This window comes from Micromonospora sp. WMMD1082 (assembly GCF_029626175.1).
GTDB lineage: Bacteria > Actinomycetota > Actinomycetes > Mycobacteriales > Micromonosporaceae > Micromonospora.
The window spans coordinates 2933705-2957144 of the sequence record NZ_JARUBM010000002.1 but is presented as its reverse complement, the minus strand read 5'-3'; the positions used below and the strand labels follow the sequence as shown (position 1 = coordinate 2957144).

Genomic DNA, 23440 nt, shown 5'->3' with positions numbered 1-23440 from the left:
CGCACAGTAGGGGTGCCGGTCAAGGAGCCCTCGTTGGTTACTCTCCGCACATGGTGGAGGCGACCTGCGGATAGACCGACCTCCACGGTCCCGCAGCCCAGCGCGGCACGCTAGTCTGCGCAGCGGACCTTCGCCCGAGGAAGGACGACCATGCACATGTCACGCGGCTCGCGGACGGCCATCCTGGCTGTCTGCGCCACGGTCCTGCTCGCCACCAGCGCATGCGGGGATGACCAGCCCGAGGAGGCTACCGCCCAACAGGTGCGTCTCTACGGCACGGACGGCAACATGCTCAACTCGTACCCGGACGAGTTGGAGGACCGTGCCGGCCTGGTCGACGGGATGAAGGGCACCACGCCGCTCACCCCGCTGCCGGAGGACTTCAAGAACCGGCTACGGTCCGTGGACCCGAGGCTGAGCGACTACCTCTACGCCGCCGAGGCGTACGACGCGGTGGTGATCAGCGCGCTCGCGGCGCAGCTCGCCGGGACGACCGATTCCGCGGCCATCGCCAAGCAGATCGTCGGCGTCACCAACGGTGGCACCCGCTGCGCCACGGTGAACCAGTGCCTGCGCCTGGCCCGCGAGGGAACCGACATCGAGTACCGCAGCGCCTCGATCACCCGGGCCGGCTTCACCGACGCGGGCGAGCCGGCCACCGCCAGTTACGCCACGCTTCACTTCGACGGCCAGCAGCTCAACGAGGCCAAGATGGAGTTCGTCGGCGCCGGTGACGACAACGCGGCCAGCACCAAGAAGCCGCCGGCGGGTAGGCCGCAGTCCGGCACCTTCACCGATCCGGAGAGCGGCGCCCCGCTCGTGCTGGGCGGCCTGCTGCCCAAGACCGGTGACCTGGCGCTGGCCAACCCACCGATGGCGGCCGGTGCGGCGCTGGCGATCAAGGAGATCAACGCGGCCGGCGGCGTGCTGGGCGAGGACGTGGTCTGGATCGACGGCGACGACGGCACCAACCCCACGGTCGCCAAGGCGACGGTGGCCAGTCACATCGAGGCCGGGGTCCACGTGATCATCGGTGCCGGCGGCTCCGGGATCTCCACCGCCGTGCTGCCCGACGTGGTGAAGGCGGGCATTGTCCTGTTCTCCCCGTCGAACACCGCCGCGAGCCTGACCACGGCGGACGACAAGGGTCTCTACTTCCGTACGGCCCCGCCGGACGGCCTCCAGGGGCGCGCGCTGGCCGACGTGATCCTGCGGGACGGCCCGCAGAAGATCGCCATCGTGGCGCGTCAGGACTCCTACGGCGAGGGCCTCCAGGACATCGTCCGGGGGGAGCTGGAGCGGGCCGGTTTCGGTGGTGACAAGGTGAAGCTGCTCGGCTATGAGCCCGGGGAGGACGCCGAGGCCGCGCCGATCAACTTCAGCGACGGCGCGAAGCAGATCAAGGACTTCGGTGCCGACGCGGTGCTGATCATCGGCTTCGGCGAGTCCGCCGCGGTGATCCGGGCGCTCGCCGACGCCGAGGTGCCGCTGGCGGCGCTGGCCCGCTGACCCCACCCGACGCCGACGGCCGCACCGGACCCGGTGCGGCCGTCGCGGTTTCCTGACGCCTCAGCTCCCGCGCCGCCGCTGGAGGAACTCGGTCATCCGGCGGTGCTTCTCCTCGTCGGTGAAGAGCACCGCCTGACTGACCAGGTCCAGGTGCGGATGGGCGGCGGCCGGGGCGTCGACGGCGAGTTTGGTCAGCCGCAGCGCCAGCGCCGAACCCTTGGCCATCTCGTCGATCAGGCCGTGCGCGGCGGGCATCAGCTCGTCCGGGGTCGCCACCACCCGGTTGACCAGCCCGATCCGCAGCGCCTCCGCGGCGTCCACCCGTCGGCCGGTGAACAACAGCTCCTTGGCGATGGTCTCGCCGACCAGCGCCGGCAGCCGGTGGGTCGCGCCGGCGCCGGCCAGGATGCCGAGCCGCACCTCCGGCTGGCCGAAGACCGCCCGCGCCGAGCAGACCCGAAGATCGCAGGCGTACGCCAACTCGGCGCCGCCGCCCAGCGCCGGGCCGTCGATCGCCGCCACGGTCGGCATCGGCAGCGCCCGGATCCGGGCGAAGGCCGCCGAGTTGATCGCGGCCAGCGCGTCCAACCGGCCCCGCTCGCGCAGCTGGGCGATGTCGGCACCGCCGGCGAAGATCCCGTCGGTGCCGCCGGTCAGCAGCAGCATCCGGGGGCGGGCCTCCAGTTCGGCGCAGACCTCGTGCAGCGCGGCGATCAGATCGGTGTCGATGGCGTTGCGCTTCTCCGGCCGGTCCAGCGTGACCACCAGCCGGTCCGGCCGCTCCTCGACGCGCAGCCCGCTCATCGTGCCGCCCCCGCCGCCGGCCCGGTGCCGTCCGAGCGGACGCCGTCGGTCCACCGGTAGAAGCCGTGCCCGGACTTCTTGCCCAGCCGGCCGGCGGCGACCAGTTCCACCAGCAGCGGTGGCGGGGCGAACCGGTCCCCGTACGCGGCCTGGAGGGTGCGCGCGATGTCGAGCCGCACGTCCAGGCCGACCAGGTCGGTCAGTTCCAGCGGCCCGACGGGGTGCCGGTAGCCGAGCACCATTGCCTTGTCGATGTCGGCGGGGCTGGCCACCCCGTCGGCGAGCATCCGGATCGCCTCCAGTCCGAGGGTCACGCCGAGCCGCGACGTGGCGAAGCCCGGCATGTCGCGTACCACGACGGGGTCCTTGCCCAGCCGGCCGGCGAGCGCGACGGCCGCGTCCGTGGTCCCCGGCGCGGTGGCCGGCCCGACCACGATCTCCAGCAGCGCCATCGCCCAGACCGGGTTGAAGAAGTGCAGCCCGCAGAAGCGCTCCGGACGCGCCAGCTCCGCCGCGAGTTCGGCGATCGGGATGCTGGAGGTGTTGCTGCCCAGCAGCGCCGGTCGCAGCGCCTCCGCCTCGGCCAGCACGGCCCGCTTGAGGTCGGGTCGTTCCGGTACCGCCTCCACGATCACGTCCGGCGCCTCGGCGACCTCGGCGAGCCCCGCCCGCAGGGTGATCAGCGCGCGGTTGGCGGCGGCCTGCTCGGCGGTGAGCCGACCGCGCTGCACGGCCCGCTCCCAGAGCTGGGCGAGCCGGCGTACCGCCGCGTCGCCGCGTTCCCGGTCGACCTCGACCAGCTCCACCGCGTGACCGCTGCCGGCCGCCACGTACGCGATACCGAGGCCCATCGTGCCGCCCCCCACCACCACGAACCGTTCAGTCATCGCGGCACCACCGCACGGTGACGGTGAGTCGCTCGTTGACGCCGCCGGCACGCGGGATCGCCGCCACGCCGGAGCCAGCCTCTATGCTCCGCTCAGTCATCCAGCGACTCTATGCAGCACCGGACCTGCCCGAGGCGTGGGGGCGGGCGGGATCGGGTACAGACCGCCGACAACCGAGGGAAGGACGAGCAGATGAGCCAGGCACCGGAGACCGTGGACGGCGCGAGCACCGAGGGGACGATCGAGACGCGCGGCGACGAACGCATCGAGCTGCTGCGCGCCGACACCAACAGCGACGGCCGTCCCGACGTCTGGGTGGTCGACACCGACGGTGACGGCAAGGCCGACCTGTTCCAGTTCGACACCGACGGGGACGGCAAGGTCGACGTGACCATGGTCGACCTTGACGAGAGCGGCCAGCCCACGGAGGTCGTCACCGGCGACGGCGGGCTTCCCCCGGAGCAGCTCCCGCCCACCCTTCAGGTCTGAGAGGTAGGGCTGCGGACCGCAGCCACTCGCCACCCTGCCGCCGGCTCAGGCCAGCCGCAGGGTGGCGAGATAGTACGGGGCGTCGCGGTCGTCCACGTCGGTCAGCCGCCAGGCCGAGCCGTGGACCAGCTCGCCCAGCTCGGTCGGTGAGCAGACCAGGTAGTCGAACCAGGATGTGCCCAGCTCGCGGTAGCGCAGCCGCAGCCGCAGCTGCCCGCCGAGGCGACCCCGCCGCCGGTTCCGCTCGTGGTAGCCGGTGTGCACCGGGTCACGGGTGCCGTACGGATCGGTGCCGTGGGCGATCACCTGCGCACCGGGGCGGGCGAGCGCGGCCAGCGCGGCGAGGAAGGCGGGTGCCCGGTCCCGCCCCTCGATCAGGCCCAGGTTGTTGCCGAGCAGCAGGAAGGTGTCGTACCGCCGCCCGCTCGCGACGTGCTCGTCGACCGTGCCGTGCGCGAGGTCGCGTACGCCCCGGCGCCGGCATACCTGCAGCGCACCGGGCGAGATGTCCAGCCCGGTGACCGGCACGCCGCGCTCCTGGAGCAGCAGCGCGATCCGCCCGCCTCCGACACCGATGTCCAGGGTCGCGCCGCGCACCCGGTCCACCGCCCTATGGTCGTGCGGTTGCCAGTCCTGCGGCCCGTCGAGGTAGTGCGCGGCCGGCGCGCCGTTGACCAGCCCGTCGTCCCGCTCGATGATCTCGATGACCGGGCGGGGCAGGCGCCCCCCGGCCAGCGGGCGGGGGCCGATGCCGGTCGCCACGGCCAGCGCGTCGCGCAGCAGCTCCCCGAAGACGTCACCGATCCGTGGTTCCCCCGTCACATCCCTCACGCTATCGGGCTGCTCAGTCAGCCGCAGCGCCCGTATCCTGGTGGGGTGACCACGTTGGACCGCCTCGCGGCAGAGAAATACCTCCTCTTGACGACATTCCGCAAGGACGGTCGCGCCGTGCCGACCCCGGTCTGGGCGGTCCGCGACGGCGACGCCCTGGCGGTGTGGTCGACGGCCGACGCCGGCAAGGTGAAACGGATCCGCCGCAGCGGAGACGTCACGGTGGCCCCGTGCGACGTACGCGGCCGGCCGCACGGCGAGGCGGTGCCGGCCCGGGCAAGCCTCTACGATCCCGGCACGACCAACCGCATTCGTGGGCTGATCAAGCAGAAATACCGGGTGATCGGCCGGCTGGCCCTGCTCGGCAGCCGGCTGCGCCGGGGCGAGGGCGGCACGGTGGGGATCCGGGTCGAGCTGGCCGAGTGAACCGGCCCTGCACCGGCAGCTGGGTGCCGGGGCGCCCGGGGCACGACAAAGGGCGGCGGAAACGATCCCGCCGCCCTCGGTGAGGCTTGCTATCTGAGCTTTCTAACCGGTCGGTCAATCCCCCTGGCGCTGCTGCGGGATCTGCCCCTGTAGCAACGCCCTGACCTCAGACTCGCGGTAACGGCGGTGGCCGCCGAGAGTCCGGATGGCGCTCAGCTTGCCCGCCTTCGCCCAGCGGGTCACCGTCTTCGGGTCGACACGGAACATCGACGCCACCTCGGCCGGTGTGAGTAGCGGCTCTGGTTCATGCGTTCGCGATGCCATCGGTCACTCCTCCACATGGATAGACATCGGCCGGGGTCCCGCCGGCCGACGCGTCTCCCATGGTCCGGCTAGTCCCCGATGTCCGACATGGGCCGAACGGCCGAACGTCCCTAGACGGACGGATGAACCATGCCCGATTTATACAACCTTTACACCCCAGAAGCTACCTTATTCGGACTCATGATCACGGTTCGTGATGCGTCAACTACGAACCAGCTTCGCGTTGTACCTCGACAATGGGATGATTGAGGGCTAGTTGCACCGCTCCAGAAGTTGCACCGCGCGCCACCGGGCGACCAGTTTGTCGTACGCCTCCGAGGCCTCCTCCGCCTCGCCCCTGGACAGCCCGGCGAGGCCCGCCGCGACCAGCTCCGGCGAGTCGTCCTCGGCCAGCGTCTCGTCCGGGAGCAGCTCGACCAGCCCGCCGTAGTCCAGCTCGACCACCGAACGCGGGTGGAACTCCTCCAGCCAGCGGGCGGCCTCCTCGACCGCCTCGGTGATCGGCGCGTCGCCGACCGACTTACGGAGCACCGCCAGCGCCCGCGACGACCGGCGCCGGGCCTTGGAGATCTCCGTCCGGAAGCGCAGCGACCGGCGATCGGGCGCGGTCACGTGGTTGCGCTCCTGCGCCTCGAAGAGCACGAACCAGCGCAGCGGTACGCCCCAGGTCGCGATCTGCTCGTGTACCCGGGGCACGCCGTGCTCCAGCACCCGGGCCCCGCTGCGCCAGTCCTCCACCACCGCTTTGGCCTGCCCCGCCAACACCGGCGGAACGAAGGCGTCCGCCAGCACCGGCGGCACGCCGTCCCGCGCGCTCAACGCCGCCTCGGCCACCCGGATACGCAGGTTCCACGGGCACACCAGCAGGGTCTCGTCGGTCTCCAGCACGTACGCCTCGTCCGGCAGATCGGGCAGCCGCGTCCACCCGGCACCGAGCGCCTCGATGACCGAGGTCCGCTGCCGACCGGGCCCCTCCACCGGGGCCACCGCCCGCCCCTGCTCGACGTAGCGCCGCCAGTAGGACTGGCGGTCCCGGTGAAAGGCGGTCAGCGGCTCGTACACGCGCAGGTATGAGGCGAAGAGCGACGGCACGGCGCGATCCTCCCACGAACCGCAAGCCGAGCGTTGCTCGGCGTCACTCCGATCGCGGTGGCGCGGCGCGCCCGCGGCGCACGCGCGACGCGTCGGGGCTGCCCGGAGGGCGGGACGGCGACGGCGGGGCCGGCAGCCCGACGCGGACCGATACTAGGCTCGCACCACCGGCAGCATCCCCGCCGGCGTTGACCAGGTCCGCGCCCCACAAGGGCGCCCGCCGACACAGGAGCCAGTCATGGGCGTATTCGCCACCACGGACGACCCGGAGTCCACGGGCCACGAGCAGGTCGTGTTCTGCCAGGACAAGCAGACCGGCCTGAAGGCGATCATCGGCATCTACTCCACCGCGCTGGGCCCCGCGCTCGGCGGTACGCGTTTCTACCCGTACGCCAGCGAGGCGGACGCCCTCGCCGACGTGCTGGACCTCTCCCGCGGCATGGCCTACAAGAACGCCCTCGCCGGGCTGGACCTGGGCGGCGGCAAGGCGGTCATCTGGGGCGACCCCGAGCAGGTCAAGAGCGAGGCGCTGTTGCGCGCGTACGGCCGCTTCGTGGAGTCGCTGGGCGGTCGGTACTACACCGCCTGCGACGTCGGCACGTACGTACCGGACATGGACGTGATCGCCCGCGAGACGCGCTACGTCACCGGCCGCAGCGTCGAGCACGGCGGCGCGGGTGACTCCTCGGTCCTCACCGCCTGGGGCGTGTTCCAGGGCATGCGGGCGGCGGCCGAGCACGTCTGGGGTGTGCCGACGCTGCACGGCAAGCGGGTCGGCGTGGCCGGGCTGGGCAAGGTCGGCAAGTACCTGGTCGGCCACCTGCTGGAGGACGGCGCCGAGGTGGTGGCCACCGACGTCAGCCCACGGGCACTGGACTGGGCGCGTACCACGCATCCTCAGGTCACGCTGGTCGACGACGCGACCGCACTGGTCGCGGCCGACATCGACGTGTACGCCCCGTGCGCCCTCGGCGGCGCGCTGGACGACGACACGGTGGCGACCCTGCGGGCGAAGGTGGTCGCCGGGGCGGCCAACAACCAGCTCGCCCACTCCGGCGTCGAGAAGCTGCTCGCCGACCGGGGCATCCTCTACGCACCGGACTACGTGGTGAACGCCGGCGGTGTGATCCAGGTCTCGGACGAGATCGAGGGCTTCGACTTCGATCGGGCGAAGCTGCGGGCCACCCGGATCTTCGACACCACGCGGGAGATCCTCCGGCTCGCCGACGCCGACGGCGTCCCGCCGGCCGTGGCCGCCGACCGGCTGGCCGAGCGGCGGATGGCCGAGATCGGCCGGCTGCGCGCCATCCACCTGCGCTGACGACACGCCGCCGGGGGCGGGCCGGATTGGTCCGGCCCTCGGCGGTTATGCCCGGCTAAGATGAGTTTACGACGCGTTCATGAGGAATTAGCCCTGTGTCACGACCGTTCCCGGCCTCGCTCCTTACCGGGTACAATGGGTGACGACCTCACGACCGCGACGCGCGGTTGCGGTCGACGGTAACCCGAGGTGCCGAACGGTGGCATCCCCATGTACCGTAAGAGCCACGAGAGATGCCTGACGTCATCGGGGCCCGCCTTCGGGCTGCCCCGCATTCTGTGCGAGGGGGTCGAGCCATGGGGCGCGGCCGTGCTAAGGCCAAGCAGACAAAGGTGGCCCGGGAGCTGAAGTACCACTCCCCGAACACCGACCTCGCCGCCTTGCAGCGAGAACTCGGCGGCAGCGGCAAGTCGGACCGCAACTTCGACGACGACTACAAAGAGTACGTCGACGATGACGAGGACCCCGCCGAGGACGACCCGGACAACTGGGTCCGTCCGACCCGCTGACCCTCGGTCACATCTGAGCACGCGGTAACTCCCCGCGTGCTCACGCATGTGCCCGCCAGGGCGGCAGTGTCAACACCCGGCGAGCCAAGGGCCCGCCACGCCCGGACGATGCTCCGGCGGTGTGGCGGGCCCTCGGTACCGATTCGTCAGCGCGGACGGTTGTTCCAGTTGTAGAACGTCGGGATGTTCTCGAAGTGGTTCCAGGCGCAGACCGCACTGGCGCCGTCGCCACCCGCCACCTCCGCCCGCAGCTGGCGCGCGACCTCGGCCTCGTGGAGCAGGGCGGTGAGCCCTGCAGCGGCCTCGCGCACCCGGTCGGCGACCCGGTCGGGCCCGCCTCCCGTCACGGTCTCAGGCTCCCGGTGACTGGTGGTCTCGGGCATGATCCAACACTCCCTCCAGTAGGCGGATCTTGCTGTTGCGGCAGTGCTCGGTCTCCGTACCGTCAAAACGCCCCAGCTCGAAGTAGCGGTTGGCCGCGTGGCCGCCACCACAGAATCCGAAGTACGGGCAGGAGGAGCGGCAGGCCTCCACGCCGTCCATGAACTCGCCGACCCAGGTCGTGTGCTGCGCGTCGGCCAGGATCGTGTGCAACGGGGTCGTGAGCACGTTCCCACTGGAGAAGTCGCCGTAGCGGGCATCGGTGAAGCCGGCCAGTTCGGGCGAGAGCACCACGACCGAGCCGTCGTACGCCACGGTCGGGATCGGGTCGAGCCGGCCGGGCAGCAGGTCGTGCGCCGTGCCGTCCAGCACCGCCGCGGCGTACCGCAGTGACCACTCGACCTCCCGCAGATGGATCCGGGGATCACGCCGCCAGGCCGCGACCAGCTCGGCCCAGAACCCGGTCACGGCCGGGGCCTCGTGCGCGTTGTCGCGGGTGTTGACCCCCTCGGTCTCCTCGATGTTCACGCCGAGCACCTCGCAGCCGAGGCCGAGGAAGTAGTCGTACAGCTCCGTCGCCCGGCCCGGCGACGGGTCGTTGACCACGGCGAGCGCCGAGAAGGGCAGCCCGTGCCGGCGCAGCGCCGCCACCCCACGGACGATCCGGTCGTACGCCGGCCGGCCCGCCCGGGTGACCCGCTCGCCGTTGCGCTCCCGAGGCCCGTCCACGCTCACGCTCACCCGCATCCGGTGCGCGGCGAAGAACTCGCACCACGCGTCGTCGATCAGCGTGGCGTTGGTCTGGACGTGGTGCTCCACCTCGGCCCCGAAGGGTGCCATCAGCGCGGCCAACTGGTCCCGGCCGGCGGCCAGCGGTTCGCCGCCGTGCCAGACCACCGAGAACCGTCCCGCCGACGCCCAGCGGTTCACCGAGGCGGCCACCGCCTCGGCCACCGCGCTCGGCATCCGCCGATCCGCCGCCCGAAACGGCAGATAGCAGTATGCGCAGTCGAGGTTGCAGAGGGTGGTGGGCTGCATCACGACGTACGACGGGACGGTGGCCAGGCCCCGCATCCCGCGCAATGACCGTCCCCGCGCAGCCATCGCCCTCCTCCGTAGCGGTCTGAGGCTGCCGGGCGCACCCCTGCATGGGCGCGCCGCACAGCTCTGAGGGTGCCTGTTCAGGCTAGGCGGCGGCGACCACTCGGGTGAAGCCCTGATCAGGTGGTCGGAGGATCAGCGCACGGTGATCATCCTCGGGTGTGCTGGCCGACCATCCGCACCTCACCGGTGCCCTCGATCACCTCGCCGACCTGCCAGGCGTCGACACCGCGCCCGGTCAGCGTGGCCAGCGCCCGGTCGGCGTCCTCCGCCGACACGATCGCGAACATGCCGACGCCCATGTTGAAGGTCGCCTCCATCTCCGGGTCCTCGATCCGGCCCTTGGACTGGATCAGATCGAAGACCGGCTGCGGCTTCCACGTCGAGCGGTGCACCACCGCGTCCACGTGCTCCGGCAGGATCCGCACCAGGTTGCCGGGAATCCCGCCGCCGGTGACGTGGGCCAGGGCCCGCACGTCGGCCTCGGCGATCAGCTTGAGGCAGTCCTGCGCGTAGATCTTGGTGGGGGTGAGCAGCTCCTCGCCGAGGGTGCGTTGCCGGCCGAAGTCGTCGATCACCACGTCCAGCCGCATCCGGCCAGCGCCCAGCAGCACGTGCCGGACCAGCGAGTAGCCGTTCGAATGCAGGCCGGACGAGCGCATGGCGATCACCACGTCGCCCACCTCGACGCGCTCCGAGCTGAGGATCTCGCTCTCCTCCACCACACCGACGCCGGTGGCGGAGACGTCGTACTCGTCGGGACGTAGCACGCCCGGGTGCTCGGCGGTCTCGCCACCGAGCAGCGCGCAGCCCGCGTACCGGCAGCCGTCGGCGATGCCCGCGCCGATCTCGGCGACCTTGTCCGGCACGACCTCGCCGGTGGCGATGTAGTCGAGCAGGAAGAGCGGCTCGGCGCCGCAGGCGACCAGGTCGTCGACGACCATCGCCACCAGGTCGATGCCGACCGTGTCGTGGATGTCCATCTGCTGGGCGATCACCAGCTTGGTGCCGACGCCGTCGGTGGAGGAGGCCAGGATCGGGTTCTTGTACTTCGTGGTGTCCAGCCGGAACAGGCCGGCGAAACCACCGAGGTCGCCCATCACCTCCGGCCGGCGGGTCTGCTTCACCTTCGACTTGAGCAGCTCCACGGCACGGTCACCCGCCTCGATGGACACGCCGGCGTCCGCGTACGAGACCGAGCGTTTGCGAGCCGGGCGGCCGGCGCCGGCCGTCCAGGGCTGACGGTCCCCGCCTGCACCGCTCGGGCTGCTTCCTGCGCCGCTGCGCTCGGACACGTGCGTCACGGTTCTCCCCTTTGTGTTCCTCGGCTGCCGCGTCGACGGTGACCGGCGCGGCAACCGGGTGATGCTACGGGCGGTGTGTGGTCGCCGACATCTTCATGACGAGTTGCTCGGCGGCGTCGGTGTCGTCGGTCGCGTCGTGGGCGACCCGACGCCCGATCCCTTCGAGCACGTGCTTGCCGATCAGGTTGCCGACGGGCAACTCGATCGGGTACTCCCCGTCGAAGCAGGCCCGACACAGCCGGGTCTTCGGCTGCTCGGTCGCGGCGATCAGGCCGGCCAACGAGACGTAGCCCAGCGTATCCGCACCGATCGACCGCCGGATGCCCTCGTTGTCGAGGCCGTTGGCGAGCAGCTCGGCGCGGGTGGCGAAGTCGATGCCGTAGAAGCAGGGCCAGGAGACCGGCGGCGAGGAGATGCGTACGTGCACCTCCACCGCGCCGGCCTCGCGCAGCATCCGCACGATCGCGCGTTGGGTGTTGCCGCGGACGATGGAGTCGTCGACCACGACCAGGCGCTTGCCCCGCACGTTCTCGCGCAGCGGGTTGAGCTTGAGCCGGATGCCGAGCTGGCGCAGCGTCTGCGACGGCTGGATGAAGGTACGCCCGACGTACGGGTTCTTCACGAGGCCAGCGCCGTAGGTGATGCCGGACTCCTCGGCGTAGCCGATCGCCGCCGGGGTGCCCGACTCCGGCACCGGGATCACCAGGTCGGCCTCGACCGGGTGCTCCCTGGCCAGCTGGCGCCCGATCTGCACCCGGGCGGCGTGCACGTTGCGGCCGGCGATGGTGGCGTCCGGCCGGGCGATGTATACGTACTCGAAGAGGCAGCCCTTGGGCTCCGGGGCGGCGAACCGGTTGGAGCGGAGCCCTTCGGCGTCGATCGCGATCAACTCGCCCGGCTCGACCTCGCGGACCACGCTGGCGCCCACGATGTCCAACGCGGCGGTCTCGCTGGCCACCACCCAACCCCGTTCCAGCCGCCCGAGCACCAGCGGACGCACCCCGTGCGGGTCGCGGGCGGCGTAGAGCGTCGACTCGTCCATGAAGGCGAAGCTGAACGCGCCCCGCAGCTGCGGCAACACCTCGAGCGCGGCGGCCTCGACGGAGAGATCCGGCCGGCTGGCCAGCAGCATGGTGACCAGTGAGGTGTCGTTCGTCGAACCGTCGGTGCCCAGGCCACGCTCGGCCACCTCGCGCTGAAGCTCGGCGGTGTTGACCAGGTTGCCGTTATGGGCCAGCGCGATCGTCGTGCCCGCGCTGGTCGCCCGGATGGTCGGCTGGGCGTTCTCCCAGGTCGACGCGCCGGTCGTCGAATAGCGGGTGTGCCCGATCGCGACATGCCCGCGCAGGCTGGCCAGCGTCGGCTCGTCGAAGACCTGGGCCACCAGACCGAGATCCTTGTAGACCACCACGCCGGAGCCGTCGCTGACGGCGATGCCGGCCGCCTCCTGCCCTCGGTGCTGCAACGCGTACAGCCCGAAGTAGGCCAGGTTGGCGACCTCCTCGCCCGGAGCCCAGACGCCGAAGACACCGCATTCGTCCTGGGGGCCGGGTTGTTGGGGATCAAGGTCGTGGCTCAGCCGGCCGTCGCCTCGGGGCACCTGCCGCTCCCTCTTGCTGGTCTGGACTGGCCTGGCGGAAACCACTGGGCTGCTCCGCACTCCTCGGCCGGGACCACACTGTCGTCGCGTGACAGTGTACGCGAATCCATGTCGCCACATACAGTCACAGAGCCGCTGCTTTGTGTCACCAATCTCAGCTGTCACTCAAGTATCAGCGGAAGGTACGCGGACAGGTCCGCACGGTTACCACTCGCCCGCACCCGACCCTCCGTGACCGCCTCCGCCCAGGCGAGTCGACCCGTGGCCAACCTGAGCCAGGTTTGCGGATCCATCTCCACCGTGTTCGGAGGAATACCGCGGGTGTGTCGCGGCCCAGGTACGCACTGAACTGCACCGTAAGGTGGGACACGCACCTCCACCGATCGGCCGGGGGCGCGGTCCGCGAGGAGGGCCAACAGGGCCCTGACCGCCTCACGGAGCACCGACCGTTCGGGCGCGCGCCCCTCGTCGAGCGCCGACAACGCCGCCGCTACCGGGGCGGACTTAATGTACGGAGAGGACACGACGGGACGATACGGTGTGACCGCGCCGAGCATCACGCTGGCCCTGGGTCGCGCCGATCCGCCCCGACAAGGCATAGTTGCCGACGGCGTATTCGTACCGTGATGTTCCCCCGCCCGGCACCCGCCGGTCAGGGAGGTCAGTCCGGAAGGCGGTGGACGTGTCAACACACCGACGAGCCTGGCAACAGCGGGCCGGTGTGGTCGTGGCGCTGATTGTCGGTGCCCTGCTCGCCGTCCCAGCCACACCCGCCTTCGCCGCCCCAAGCGTGAACAATGTGTCCGCCTCCCCTAGCCGGGTCGAGGCCGGAAGGACCACCGTCGTTCGCTACTCGATCGGCATCACAGACGACAATGCCGCTGACATCACGGTGAGTTCCAACAACCCCAGGCTCAGCTGTGTCGACGGATGCAGCCGGGGCGGGGTAAACGAGAGCGGCAACTTCCAGGCGACCTTCCGGCTGGCGGGGGACGCAGCTGACGGGCAGGCCACGATCACGGTCAGGGCCGTCGACGCAACCGGCGAGCAGAGCCAGAGCACGAACGTAACCCTGGTTGGCGCGGCAGCGCCGCCACCGCCGCCGCCGACGACGCAGGCGCCGCAGACGGTGCGGTCGATCTCCGGCAAGGTCGTCAACCAGGGTGGCGAGGCCGTGTCGGGCGCGCTGGTGCTGCTCAAGGACAGCGCCGGCAAGCAGCGCGAGACCAACACCAACGGCGACGGCAACTTCCGGTTCACCGGCAGCAGCGACAACCCGATCGCGCCCGGACGGATCGACCTCGGCGCGAGCGCCAGCGGCGTGCAGGCCGTGTCGAGCTTCACCGCCAACGCGGGGCAGAGCGTCACCGGGCGGCGGATCACCCTCGCGATCCAGGCGTCGGCCAGCCCGAGCGCCACGCCGTCGGCGAGCGAGTCGGCGCTGCCGACCGAGGACCCGTTCGAGGACGAGTTCGCCGAGGAGGACGAGGCGGCCGAGGAGAGCGTCGCCGCGCAGGCCCCGGCCTCCAACGAGGACTCCGGCGGTGGCTTCGGCAGCTGGCTGCTGATCCTGCTGGGCGGCCTCTTCGTGGCCGTCGGCGTCGGCACGATCGTGCTGCTCTGGATGAAGCGTCGGGAGAACGAGGACGCCGAGACCGACGGCGACGCTCCCGCCGGCGCCCCGGCCGGCGCCATCCCGGCGGCCCGGGGCTCGTACGCCAACGCGGACGATCACACCCGGGTGGTGAACCGCGTCGGCGCGGGACCGGACCCGACCATGGTCGGCGGCCCCGGGCTGAGCAACGCGCCGACGATGATGCACCAGCCGGTCCTCGACGACGTACCGCCGGATCCCTACGGTGCGCCGCCGCAGCCGTACGGCGCCCCGGGTGGCCAGGCGGGCTGGTCCGGTGGCGGTTACGGCGACGAGCCGGGCGGCTACGGTGCCCCCGGTTACGGCAACGCCCCCTCCTCGGGCAGCGGCTACGGCAACAGCCCGTCGTCGGGCGGTGGCTACGGCAGCCGCGACTACGGCGCCGGCAACGCCGGGACGGACTATCCGCCGGCGGGCACCGGTGCCGGCTACGGCGAGCGGTACGACGAGCCGACCGGGCGCTACAGCGGTGAGGAGTCCACCTACCCGGCCCCCGCCGACCCGTACGCGACCGGCGTGTACCAGCCGGAGGCGGGCCAGGGCTACGGCCAGCCCGAGCCCGGCGGCTATGGGCGGAACGAGGCCGGCGGCTACGGACAGAGCGAACCGACCCGGGGCTACGGGCAGAGTGAGCCCGGCGGTTACGGGCAGAGCGACTCGACGCGCGGCTACGGGCAGGGCGAGCCGGCCGGCGACTACGGCCAGCCAGACTCCACCCGGGGCTACGGGCAGGCGGGCAGCGGTTACGGCACGGAGCCGACCGGCGGGTACGACCAGCCGGGTGGCGGCTACGGCCAGGAGCCCCCGCGTCAGCGCGGTGGCTACGACAACACCAGCTACGACAACGCCTACGACCAGGGTGGTTACGGCCAGGAGTCGCAGTCACGCGGCGGGTACGAGTCGGGTGGCTACGGCCAGGCCGGCGGCTACGGCCAGGAGCCCCCGCGTCAGCGTGACGGCTACGACAACGGCTACGAGGCCGGCGGCTACGGCGGTCAGGGTGGTGGCTACGGCGGCGACCCGGCGCAGGCCGGCCGTGGCCGCTCCGACGGCCCGTCCCAGGACCGGGGCGGTCGCCGGCTGGACTGGCTGGACGACTAGGGCCGATGTCGAAAGTCCTCGGCCGAGCCGGGCCGGGGACTTCGACACGGCCCCGATGCGGGCCGGGTGTCGCGGAAGCGGTCAGGCCGCGGCGAAGACGCCCTGGCGGAGCAGGGGAACGACGTCGGAGGCGTTGAGGCGTACCGCGATCTCGACGTCCTCGGCGAAGCCGCTCTCGACCAGCTCCCGGCCGGAGACGCAGCCCCGGATGGCCGCCGGCACGTCCGGGATGCTCGCCAGCGCGGCCAGCGCCATGGCCGCCTCCACCGAGAGCCCGCCCGGCACCCCGGAGAGGGCATCCAGCACACTGGCCGCGCCGAGCTGATCCTCCACCGACGGGCGCAACGACCCGTCCGGCCAGCGCTCACCGGCGGCCACGACACCGATCGGTGCGGCGGTCGTGCCGTACCCCTGGCGGATCAGCCAGCGCCCGACGGCGCGGGCGTTGCGAAGGTTGGCCGCGACCACGGGTAGCCCGGTGGCGCTGGCGGCGGCGCTGATGGCCGATCCGTTCGGCGACGGAAGCACCAGGTCGGGTACGACCGGCGCCCGACTCAACGCGGCCGGCGACAGCGACCACGGATGGTCGCGGGTGACCTGCCGGCGGCCGGTCGCGGCGACCGCACCGACCCGGCGCGCGAAGTCGGCGGCCTGCTCACCCCAGGGGAAGGGGTGTACGCGCATCCCCCGCCCGACGGCCACCTCGACGGTGGTGGTGAACGACAGCACGTCCACCACCACCAGTACCGCGCAGACCCGACCGAGTTCGGCCGCGCCCGCGAGACCCCAGTCGAACCGGGCCCCCGAGCCGGGTTGGCCGTGGACGGCCGCGGCCAACGCCTCAGCGCTCGTCGGGCGCGGCGGGCTGCTCGGTGGCACCGTGCTGCGGAGCGTCCGCCCCGGATTCCTCGTGGCTGACCGTCGGGGCCTGCGGGTCGACCGCCTCGGCCGACGGCGGAGCCGCCTCGACGCCACCCGTGCGCAGCGGCGGGGTGGCCCGCCCAGCCGGTCGGTCGGCCGGCTCGCCGGTCGGACCCACCGCAGCCGGCGCGGCGTCGGCCGCCGGTGCAGTGTCGGCCGTAGCCGGCGCGGCCTGCGCCGGGCCGGTCGGCTTCCCGCTGGCCGGCTCCGGCCCGGCCTGTTCCGGCTCGACCTGTCCCTGCTTGGTCTGTCCCGGCTCGATCTGTTCCGGCTCGGCCTGCTGGCGGTCGGCGGCCTGCTCCGGTGCGGTCGGCTCGCGGCCGGTGGTCGTCGCGGCGGTCGCAGCGGCAGGCGATGCGGCGTCGACCGATGCGGCGTCGACGTCGGCAGCCACGTCGACGTCGGCAAACCCGGTGGTCGGCCGGTCGATGACGAGCCCGGTGACTCCAGGGGCGGGCAGCTCGAACGGCTGCATGCCACCGAACAGGCTCGGCAGGGTGCCGGTGTACGCCTCCCGCAGCTCGTCCAGGCCGATCCGGAACTGGCCGTGCACCTCCAGCGCACCGCCGGTCGGGTCGGTGACCCCGATCAGCTCCCACGGCACGCCGTGCTCGGCGCAGAGCGCGGTGAACGCCTTCTCGTGGCCGCGCGGCACCGAGGCCAGCACCCGGCCGGCAGACTCGCTGAACAGGAAGACGAACGGCATCGAGCCGCCCTCGAAGCGCTCCGGCACCGCGATCCGCGCGCCGACGCCGTGCCGCAGGCTGGACTCCACCAGGCTCTGCGCGAGACCACCGTCGGAGAGGTCGTGCGCGGAACTGAGGTGCCCGACCCGGGCCGCGTCGGCCAGCAGCCCGGCGAGCTGCTTCTCACGCGCCAGGTCCACGTGCGGGGGTACGCCACCGAGGTGCGCGTGGGTCACCCAGGCCCACTCCGAACCGGAGAGTTCCACGTGCGTCTCGCCGAGCAGGAAGAGTTGGTCATGGTCGCCGTTGGCGCGCGGGACGAAGCCCGACGCCACCCGGTCGGCCACGTTCTCCAGCACGCCGAGCACGCCGACGACCGGCGTCGGGTGGATCGCCGCCGCGCCGGTCTGGTTGTAGAAGCTGACGTTGCCACCGGTCACCGGGATGCCCAGCTCGGCGCAGCCGTCGGCCAGGCCGCGTACGGCCTCGGCGAACTGCCACATGACGCCCGGATCCTCCGGCGAGCCGAAGTTCAGGCAGTCGGTGACCGCGATCGGCGTCGCGCCGGTGACGGCCACGTTCCGGTACGCCTCGGCCAGCGCCAGCTTGGCACCGTGGTACGGGTCGAGGCGGGCGTACCGGCCGTTGCCGTCGACCGAGAGCGCGACGCCCAGGCCGGTGCGCTCGTCGATCCGGATGACACCCGAGTCCTCCGGCTGGGCGAGCACGGTGTTGCCCAGCACGTAGCGGTCGTACTGCTCGGTGACCCAGGTCTTGTCGCAGAGGTTGGGCGAGGCGATCATGCGCAGCACGGTCTCGCGCAGCGTGTCCGGGTCGCTCGGTCGGGGCAGCGTCTCCGCCCGGTCGGCCTGAAGCAGGATCAGGTCGGCCGGCTCGCGCATCGGGCGGGCGTAGACCGGCCCGTCGTCCACCAGCGAGCCCGGGGGCACGTCCACCACCAGGTGGTCGCGCCAGGTGATCAGCAGCCGGCCCGGCTGGCCGTCCTCGGCCGGTGGGGTGACCTCACCGATCGCGGTGGCCAGCACGCCCCACTTCTCGCAGGTCTTGAGCACCGCCTCGAGCTTGTCCGGCGCGACGACGAGCAGCATCCGCTCCTGCGACTCGCTGGCCAGGATCTCGTGCGGCTGCATCGACGGCTCACGCAGCGGCACCCGCTCCAGCCACACCCGCATGCCGGTGCCCGCCGAGGCCGCGGTCTCGGTGAGTGCGCAGGTCAGCCCGGCGCCGCCGAGGTCCTGGATGCCGACGACCAGCTCGGCATCGTACAGCTCCAGACACGCCTCGATCAGCAGCTTCTCGGTGAACGGGTCACCGACCTGCACCGATGGCCGGCGCTGCTCACTGCCCTCGTCGAAGGTGGCGCTGGCCAGCACCGACACGCCGCCGATGCCGTCGCGGCCGGTCTTCGCGCCCATCAGCACGACGATGTTGCCGGGGCCGGTGGCGTCCTTCTTCTGCAGCCGCTCGACCGGCAGCACGCCGAGGCAGAGCGCGTTGACCAGCGGGTTGCCCTGGTAGCAGGGATCGAAGACCACCTCGCCACCGATGTTGGGCAGGCCGAGGCAGTTGCCGTACCCGCCGACGCCGGCGACCACGCCGGGCAGCACCCGAGCGGTGTCGGGATGGTCGGCGGCGCCGAAGCGGAGCGGGTCCATCACCGCCACCGGGCGGGCACCCATGGCCAGGATGTCGCGGACGATGCCGCCGACGCCGGTCGCCGCACCCTGGTACGGCTCGACGAAGCTCGGGTGGTTGTGCGACTCGACCTTGAAGGTCACCGCCAGCTCGTCGGAGATCCGCACGACGCCCGCGTTCTCCCCGATGCCGGCGAGCAGCCGGTCGCTCGGCGGGGCCTTCTCACCGAACTGCCGCAGGTGCACCTTGCTGGACTTGTACGAGCAGTGCTCGCTCCACATGATCGAGTACATCGCCAGCTCGGACTGGGTCGGCCGGCGACCCAGGATGTGCCGGATGCGGTCGTACTCGTCGCCGGCGAGCCCCAGTTCCGCGTACGGCTGGAGCTCCTCCGGGGTGCCGTCGGCGCGCGGCACGGTGTCCACCCCGTCGGTCCAGTCGGCGGACTCCGGCGCGGCGGCGTGCCGGGCCGGGGCGGCCGTCGGCGCGGCGGCCGGGTGCGGCTGTGCCGGGACTGCCTCCGGGGTCTCCCGTACCGGGTCCGGATGCGTGGTCATGACGTCTCCTCGTTGCGCTCGCCGCCCGACGGGCGGGTGAGCCGACCGGTGATCCCGCCGCGGACGGTCACGCCGGCGTCCCCACCAGATGCTTGAGCACCGAGGTGAAGAAGCCGAGGCCGTCGAGGGAAGGGCCGGTGAGCGCCTCCACCGCGTGCTCGGGATGCGGCATGATGCCGACCACGTTGCCGGCCGGGTTGGTGATCGCGGCGATGTCCCGCTGGGATCCGTTGGGGTTGCCGCCGACGTAGCGGGCGACGACCCGGCCCTCGGCCTCCAGCTCGTCCAGGGTCGCCGGGTCGGCGACGTAGCAGCCCTCACCGTTCTTGACCGGGATCAGCACCTCCTGGCCGGCCTGGAACGTGTTCGTCCAGGCGGTGCCGGTCGCCTCGATGCGCAGGATCTGGTCGCGGTTGCGGAAGTGCAGGTGCTGGTTGCGGGTGAGTGCCCCGGGCAGCAGGTGTGCCTCGCAGAGGATCTGGAAGCCGTTGCAGATGCCGAGCACGGGCAGGCCACCGCTGGCGGCGTCGACGATCTTCTCCATCACCGGCGCGAAGCGGGCGATGGCGCCGCAGCGCAGGTAGTCACCGTAGGAGAAGCCGCCGGGCAGGACGACCGCGTCCACCCCGTGCAGCTCCGGGTCGCCGTGCCAGAGGCGGACCGGTTCCGCGCCGGCGATCCGGACGGCCCGGGCCGCGTCCCCGTCGTCCAGCGAGCCGGGGAAGGTCACCACACCGACCCGGGCGGTCACGACCGGGTGCCCGCGGGCTCGTCGGCCTCGACCAGACGGACCGTGAAGTCCTCGATGACCGGGTTGGCGAGCAGCTTGTCGGCGATCTCCCGGGCCCGGTCCAAGTCCGGTTCACCGGTGAAGTCGATCTCGATCCGCCTGCCGATCCGTACCGAGGCGACGTCGTTGACGCCGAGCCGGGGCAGCGCGTTTGCGACGGCCTGGCCCTGAGGATCGAGGATCTCGGGCTTGAGCATGACGTCGACGACGACGCGAGGCACTGGGCACTCCTGACTGTGTACGCAGTTGGGTGCCGACCCACAACGGGCGAGCGCAGCCAGCCTACCTGGCAGATACGGCGTCAGACGCACCGGCCGGACGCCGCCAGGAGTGCTGATCGAGCCTACCCGCACGGCTCTCCCAGACCGATACTGGTTCGTTGCGATCCCGATACGGCTTTGTTGCCGGGCTCCGGCGAGTCGAACCCGGCACCATCCCGGGGCCAGCGGCCGGGAAATCCGACTGTTACATCATTCTGTTTCAATGAACCTCTTGTGAAACACCTCACGGCGCCCTACGGTACATCGTCAGACGTCGATTTATCGGCGTCTGCGGTGGCGGATCACCCCCGTCCGCCACCGCAGGTCGGCCCGGTGAACCCGGGTCCTGCGAACCCCGAAGGAGCCCCACCGATGCGCATCCGATCCCTGTTCGCGGTCTTCGCCGCAGCCCTGGCCGGCGCGCTAGGCGCCAGCTCCGGCGCCGTCGCCTCACCCGTCACGCCGTACATCATCGGCGGCGGGACCGTCTCCTCGGCGCCGTGGGCCGCCGCGGTCCTCAGCAACGGCTCGTTCACCTGCTCCGGCACGATCATCGCGCCGCAGTGGGTGCTCACCGCGCGGCACTGCCTCGGCGGCACGATGTCGGTCCGGGTGGGCAGCGTCAACCGCACCTCCGGCGGCGTCACCCGCACGGTCAGCGCCACCTACAGCCGCTACGACCTTGCCCTGATGCGACTCTCCAGCTCGGTGAGCACCACCTACGTCACCCTGGCCACCAGCAACCCGCCGGTCGGTTCGACCAACTCGATCTACGGCTGGGGCATGACCTGCTACAGCGGCTGCTCCGCGTCGACCCAGCTCAAGACCGCGAACGTCCAGGTCACCAGCAACGGCGCCAGCGACGCGTACGGCGGGCAGGCGATCCGGAGCACGCGGATCAACGGCAACGCCTGGCGAGGCGACTCGGGCGGCCCGCAGTTCTACAGCGGGCGGCAGGTCGGCGTGGCCTCCACCGCCGACGGCCAGAGCATCCAGAACTACGGCAGTGTCGCGTACAACCGGGCCTGGATCACCTCGGTGGCCGGTGTCTGACGGTTAGCGCCCCGGGCGGCGCGGATGGTGGGCTACGGGCCCGTCGTCCGCGCCGCGCGGTTTTTCAGCATCCGTGCAGGTGAACAGGGCTCACGATGGGGTGCAGCCACGGCTGCGAGCATCGGAACCGTGCTGGTCGTGACGACGGATCAACTTCCCGGCTACGAGATCCGCCAGATCCTCGGCGAGGTGGTCTCCTCCATGGCCAGGACACGCAACCCCTACCGCGAGGGCGTGAAGAATCTGCGCGGTGGCGCGTACGACCCGTCGGCGCCGGACAACCTCACCCGCTGGCGTACGGACTCGGTGTCCCGGCTCGGCGAGGAAGCCCAGCGGCTCGGCGCAAACGCCGTGGTGGGGATGCGGTTCGACAGCCGCGACTGCGGCGAGATGTGGATGGAGATCTGCGCCTACGGCACGGCCGTGATCGTGGTGCCCAAGGCCCCCGAGGTCATGCCCCCCGACCAGCCCTTGGTCGCCGCAGAGACCGCCCAGGAACCGGCCTTCACCGAAGAACCCGGCGGCATCGCCGAACCCGCCAGCGCCCCCAACCTCCGCACCGCCCCGGAAACCCCCACCCGCGACCCCTAAACCCCCACCCTCGCCATCCAACACCGCGACCACAGCTCCGTTGATCATGAAGTTAGCGGGTGTTTAGAGATCAAAATCCCCGCTAACTTCATGATCAACGCCGTCGGGCCCGGGTGGGTGGGGTGGGGTGGGGTTTAGAGGATGGGGGGTGGGGTGTAGGTGGTGGCGTTGGGGTGGGATTGGGCGATCTTGGTTATTCGGGCGGTCACCGACTGGATCTGGGCGGGGGCGGCGCCCACGAAGGCGGCGCGGTCGGAGACGAGGGCGTCGATCTCCGGGCGGGTCAGGGAGAGGCGGGGGTCGGCGGCGAGGCGGTCGAAGAGGTCGTTGTCGGGGGCGCCCCGCTCGCGCATGGCTAGGGCCACCGCGACGGCGTGTTCCTTGATCGCCTCGTGCGCGGTCTCCCGGCCGACGCCCCGCCGGACGGCGGCCACCAGGATCTTGGTGGTGGCCAGGAACGGCAGGAACCGCTCCAGCTCCCGGTTGATCACCGCCGGGTACGCGCCGAACTCGTCCAGCACGGTGAGGAACGTCTGGAACAGCCCGTCGGCGGCGAAGAAGGCGTCCGGCAGGGCCACCCGGCGTACCACCGAGCAGGAGACGTCCCCCTCGTTCCACTGGTCGCCGGCCAGCTCGCCGACCATCGACAGGTAGCCCCGGATGATCACCGCGAAGCCGTTCACCCGCTCCGACGAGCGGGTGTTCATCTTGTGCGGCATCGCGCTGGAGCCGACCTGACCCGGCTTGAAGCCCTCGGTGACCAGCTCCTGACCGACCATCAGCCGGATCGTGGTGGCCAGCGACGAGGGCGCCGCGGCCACCTGCGCCAGCGCGGCGAGCACGTCGAAGTCCAGCGAGCGCGGGTAGACCTGCCCCACGCTGTCCAGCACCCGGCGGAAGCCCAGATGCTCGGCGACCCGCCGTTCCAGCTCCGCCACCTTCTCCGGGTCACCGTCGAAGAGATCCAACTGGTCGGCGGCGGTGCCCACCGGGCCCTTGATGCCCCGCAGCGGGTACCGGTCGATCAGGTCCTCCAGCCGCTCGTACGCGATGATCAGCTCCTCGGCGGCCGACGCGAAGCGCTTGCCCAGCGTGGTCGCCTGCGCCGCGACGTTGTGCGACCGGCCGGCCATCACCACGTCGGAGTACTCGTGTGCGTGCCAGGCCAGCCGGACCAGGGTCGCCACCACCCGATCCCGGATCAGCTCCAGCGACCGGCGCACCTGAAGCTGCTCGACGTTCTCGGTGAGATCCCGCGAGGTCATCCCCTTGTGCACATGCTCGTGCCCGGCGAGCGCGCCGAACTCCTCGATCCGCGCCTTCACGTCGTGCCGGGTCACCCGCTCCCGCGCCGCGATCGAGGCCAGGTCAACATCGTTCAACACCCGCTCGTACGCCTCGACCACCCCGTCGGGCACCGGCACGCCAAGGTCCCGCTGGGCCCGGAGCACGGCGAGCCAGAGCCGCCGCTCCAGCCGGACCTTCTCCTCCGGGGACCAGAGCGCGACCAGCTCGGGCGAGGCGTACCGGTTGGCGAGCACGTTCGGGATCGTCGTCACCCGCCCATTCTCGCGGCATCGCCGTCCAGCTACC

Annotated in this window: 21 protein-coding genes and 2 pseudogenes; 8 read left to right on the top strand and 15 right to left on the bottom strand. The window is 71.7% G+C overall.

Annotated features, from left to right (window positions below; genetic code table 11):
- Positions 1 to 150 precede the first annotated feature (150 nt).
- Positions 151 to 1509, top strand: coding sequence for an ABC transporter substrate-binding protein (locus O7615_RS13620; RefSeq protein ID WP_278177880.1), 1359 nt, complete (start codon positions 151 to 153; stop codon positions 1507 to 1509).
- A 60-nt stretch (positions 1510 to 1569) separates the two neighbouring features.
- Here the strand turns inward: O7615_RS13620 and O7615_RS13615 are convergent, their stop codons facing one another.
- Complete coding sequence (locus O7615_RS13615; protein ID WP_278177879.1) at positions 1570 to 2313, bottom strand: enoyl-CoA hydratase/isomerase family protein; 744 nt, start codon at positions 2311 to 2313, stop codon at positions 1570 to 1572.
- Positions 2310 to 3200 carry a 3-hydroxyacyl-CoA dehydrogenase family protein gene (locus O7615_RS13610; protein ID WP_278177878.1) on the bottom strand — a complete coding sequence of 297 codons (891 nt, stop codon included), beginning with the start codon at positions 3198 to 3200 and terminating at the stop codon, positions 2310 to 2312. The genes O7615_RS13615 and O7615_RS13610 overlap by 4 nt, the downstream gene beginning before the upstream one ends.
- A 192-nt stretch (positions 3201 to 3392) precedes the next feature.
- On the opposite strand from O7615_RS13610, the gene O7615_RS13605 reads away from it, so the two are divergent.
- Positions 3393 to 3689 (top strand): hypothetical protein, encoded by a 297-nt coding sequence (locus tag O7615_RS13605; protein ID WP_278177877.1) that lies wholly within the window; start codon positions 3393 to 3395, stop codon positions 3687 to 3689.
- 45 nt (positions 3690 to 3734) lie between these two features.
- Here O7615_RS13605 and O7615_RS13600 read toward each other — a convergent pair whose 3' ends face one another.
- Entirely contained in the window at positions 3735 to 4511 is a 777-nt protein-coding gene (locus O7615_RS13600) for a methyltransferase domain-containing protein (protein WP_278177876.1), read from the bottom strand.
- 54 nt (positions 4512 to 4565) lie between these two features.
- Between O7615_RS13600 and O7615_RS13595 the strand changes: the two genes are divergently transcribed.
- A complete protein-coding gene (locus O7615_RS13595) occupies positions 4566 to 4946 on the top strand; it encodes a PPOX class F420-dependent oxidoreductase (RefSeq protein WP_278177875.1) in 381 nt (126 codons plus the stop codon).
- Positions 4947 to 5060: 114 nt separating this feature from the next.
- Here O7615_RS13595 and O7615_RS13590 read toward each other — a convergent pair whose 3' ends face one another.
- Together O7615_RS13590 and O7615_RS13585 are read right to left on the bottom strand one after the other, a co-directional pair.
- Entirely contained in the window at positions 5061 to 5270 is a 210-nt protein-coding gene (locus O7615_RS13590; RefSeq protein WP_007073996.1) for a BldC family transcriptional regulator, read from the bottom strand.
- Positions 5271 to 5522: 252 nt separating this feature from the next.
- Entirely contained in the window at positions 5523 to 6362 is an 840-nt protein-coding gene (locus O7615_RS13585; protein WP_278177874.1) for a hypothetical protein, read from the bottom strand.
- Positions 6363 to 6600: 238 nt separating this feature from the next.
- Between O7615_RS13585 and O7615_RS13580 the strand changes: the two genes are divergently transcribed.
- Together O7615_RS13580 and O7615_RS13575 are read left to right on the top strand one after the other, a co-directional pair.
- Complete coding sequence (locus O7615_RS13580; RefSeq protein ID WP_278177873.1) at positions 6601 to 7683, top strand: Glu/Leu/Phe/Val dehydrogenase dimerization domain-containing protein; 1083 nt, start codon at positions 6601 to 6603, stop codon at positions 7681 to 7683.
- Positions 7684 to 7979: 296 nt separating this feature from the next.
- Positions 7980 to 8192 carry a DUF3073 domain-containing protein gene (locus tag O7615_RS13575; protein WP_278177872.1) on the top strand — a complete coding sequence of 71 codons (213 nt, stop codon included), beginning with the start codon at positions 7980 to 7982 and terminating at the stop codon, positions 8190 to 8192.
- Between the two features lie 146 nt (positions 8193 to 8338).
- Here O7615_RS13575 and amcA read toward each other — a convergent pair whose 3' ends face one another.
- From amcA to O7615_RS13550, 5 genes are all read right to left on the bottom strand, one after another.
- On the bottom strand, positions 8339 to 8575 hold the full coding sequence (gene amcA, locus O7615_RS13570) for a multiple cyclophane-containing RiPP AmcA (protein ID WP_278177871.1): 237 nt from the start codon (positions 8573 to 8575) through the stop codon (positions 8339 to 8341).
- The gene (gene amcB, locus O7615_RS13565; RefSeq protein WP_347405125.1) at positions 8544 to 9647 is read right to left on the bottom strand and encodes a cyclophane-forming radical SAM peptide maturase AmcB; all 1104 of its coding nucleotides are present in this window, start codon (positions 9645 to 9647) and stop codon (positions 8544 to 8546) included. The genes amcA and amcB overlap by 32 nt, the downstream gene beginning before the upstream one ends.
- A 176-nt stretch (positions 9648 to 9823) precedes the next feature.
- Complete coding sequence (gene purM / locus O7615_RS13560; protein ID WP_278177869.1) at positions 9824 to 10978, bottom strand: phosphoribosylformylglycinamidine cyclo-ligase; 1155 nt, start codon at positions 10976 to 10978, stop codon at positions 9824 to 9826.
- A gap of 64 nt (positions 10979 to 11042) precedes the next feature.
- The gene (gene purF, locus O7615_RS13555; RefSeq protein ID WP_278177868.1) at positions 11043 to 12578 is read right to left on the bottom strand and encodes an amidophosphoribosyltransferase; all 1536 of its coding nucleotides are present in this window, start codon (positions 12576 to 12578) and stop codon (positions 11043 to 11045) included.
- Positions 12579 to 12739: 161 nt separating this feature from the next.
- Positions 12740 to 13102: a sterol carrier family protein gene (locus tag O7615_RS13550; RefSeq protein WP_278177867.1), complete on the bottom strand. Its 363-nt coding sequence runs from the start codon at positions 13100 to 13102 to the stop codon at positions 12740 to 12742.
- A gap of 102 nt (positions 13103 to 13204) precedes the next feature.
- Between O7615_RS13550 and O7615_RS13545 the strand changes: the two are divergent.
- Positions 13205 to 15333 (top strand): annotated as a pseudogene (locus tag O7615_RS13545) (carboxypeptidase regulatory-like domain-containing protein).
- 81 nt (positions 15334 to 15414) lie between these two features.
- Here O7615_RS13545 and O7615_RS13540 read toward each other — a convergent pair.
- The 4 genes and pseudogenes from O7615_RS13540 to purS all read right to left on the bottom strand — a co-directional run bounded on the left by O7615_RS13540 (position 15415) and on the right by purS (position 20164).
- Positions 15415 to 16170, bottom strand: coding sequence for a 2-phosphosulfolactate phosphatase (locus O7615_RS13540; RefSeq protein WP_278177865.1), 756 nt, complete (start codon positions 16168 to 16170; stop codon positions 15415 to 15417).
- 418 nt (positions 16171 to 16588) lie between these two features.
- A pseudogene (purL, locus tag O7615_RS13535) lies at positions 16589 to 19153 on the bottom strand (phosphoribosylformylglycinamidine synthase subunit PurL); the annotation flags it as partial.
- 67 nt (positions 19154 to 19220) lie between these two features.
- Positions 19221 to 19904, bottom strand: coding sequence for a phosphoribosylformylglycinamidine synthase subunit PurQ (gene purQ / locus O7615_RS13530; protein ID WP_278177864.1), 684 nt, complete (start codon positions 19902 to 19904; stop codon positions 19221 to 19223).
- Entirely contained in the window at positions 19901 to 20164 is a 264-nt protein-coding gene (gene purS, locus O7615_RS13525; protein ID WP_278177863.1) for a phosphoribosylformylglycinamidine synthase subunit PurS, read from the bottom strand. Before purS ends, purQ begins: the two co-directional genes overlap by 4 nt.
- Before the next feature lie 411 nt (positions 20165 to 20575).
- Here purS and O7615_RS13520 point away from each other — a divergent pair, with 411 nt between their 5' ends.
- Together O7615_RS13520 and O7615_RS13515 are read left to right on the top strand one after the other, a co-directional pair.
- A complete protein-coding gene (locus O7615_RS13520; protein ID WP_278177862.1) occupies positions 20576 to 21256 on the top strand; it encodes a trypsin-like serine protease in 681 nt (226 codons plus the stop codon).
- 24 nt (positions 21257 to 21280) lie between these two features.
- Positions 21281 to 21847, top strand: a complete 567-nt coding sequence (locus O7615_RS13515) for a YbjQ family protein (RefSeq protein ID WP_278177860.1) — start codon at positions 21281 to 21283, stop codon at positions 21845 to 21847.
- 134 nt (positions 21848 to 21981) lie between these two features.
- Here the strand turns inward: O7615_RS13515 and purB are convergent, their stop codons facing one another.
- Positions 21982 to 23406 carry an adenylosuccinate lyase gene (purB, locus tag O7615_RS13510; RefSeq protein ID WP_278177859.1) on the bottom strand — a complete coding sequence of 475 codons (1425 nt, stop codon included), beginning with the start codon at positions 23404 to 23406 and terminating at the stop codon, positions 21982 to 21984.
- Positions 23407 to 23440 lie beyond the last annotated feature (34 nt).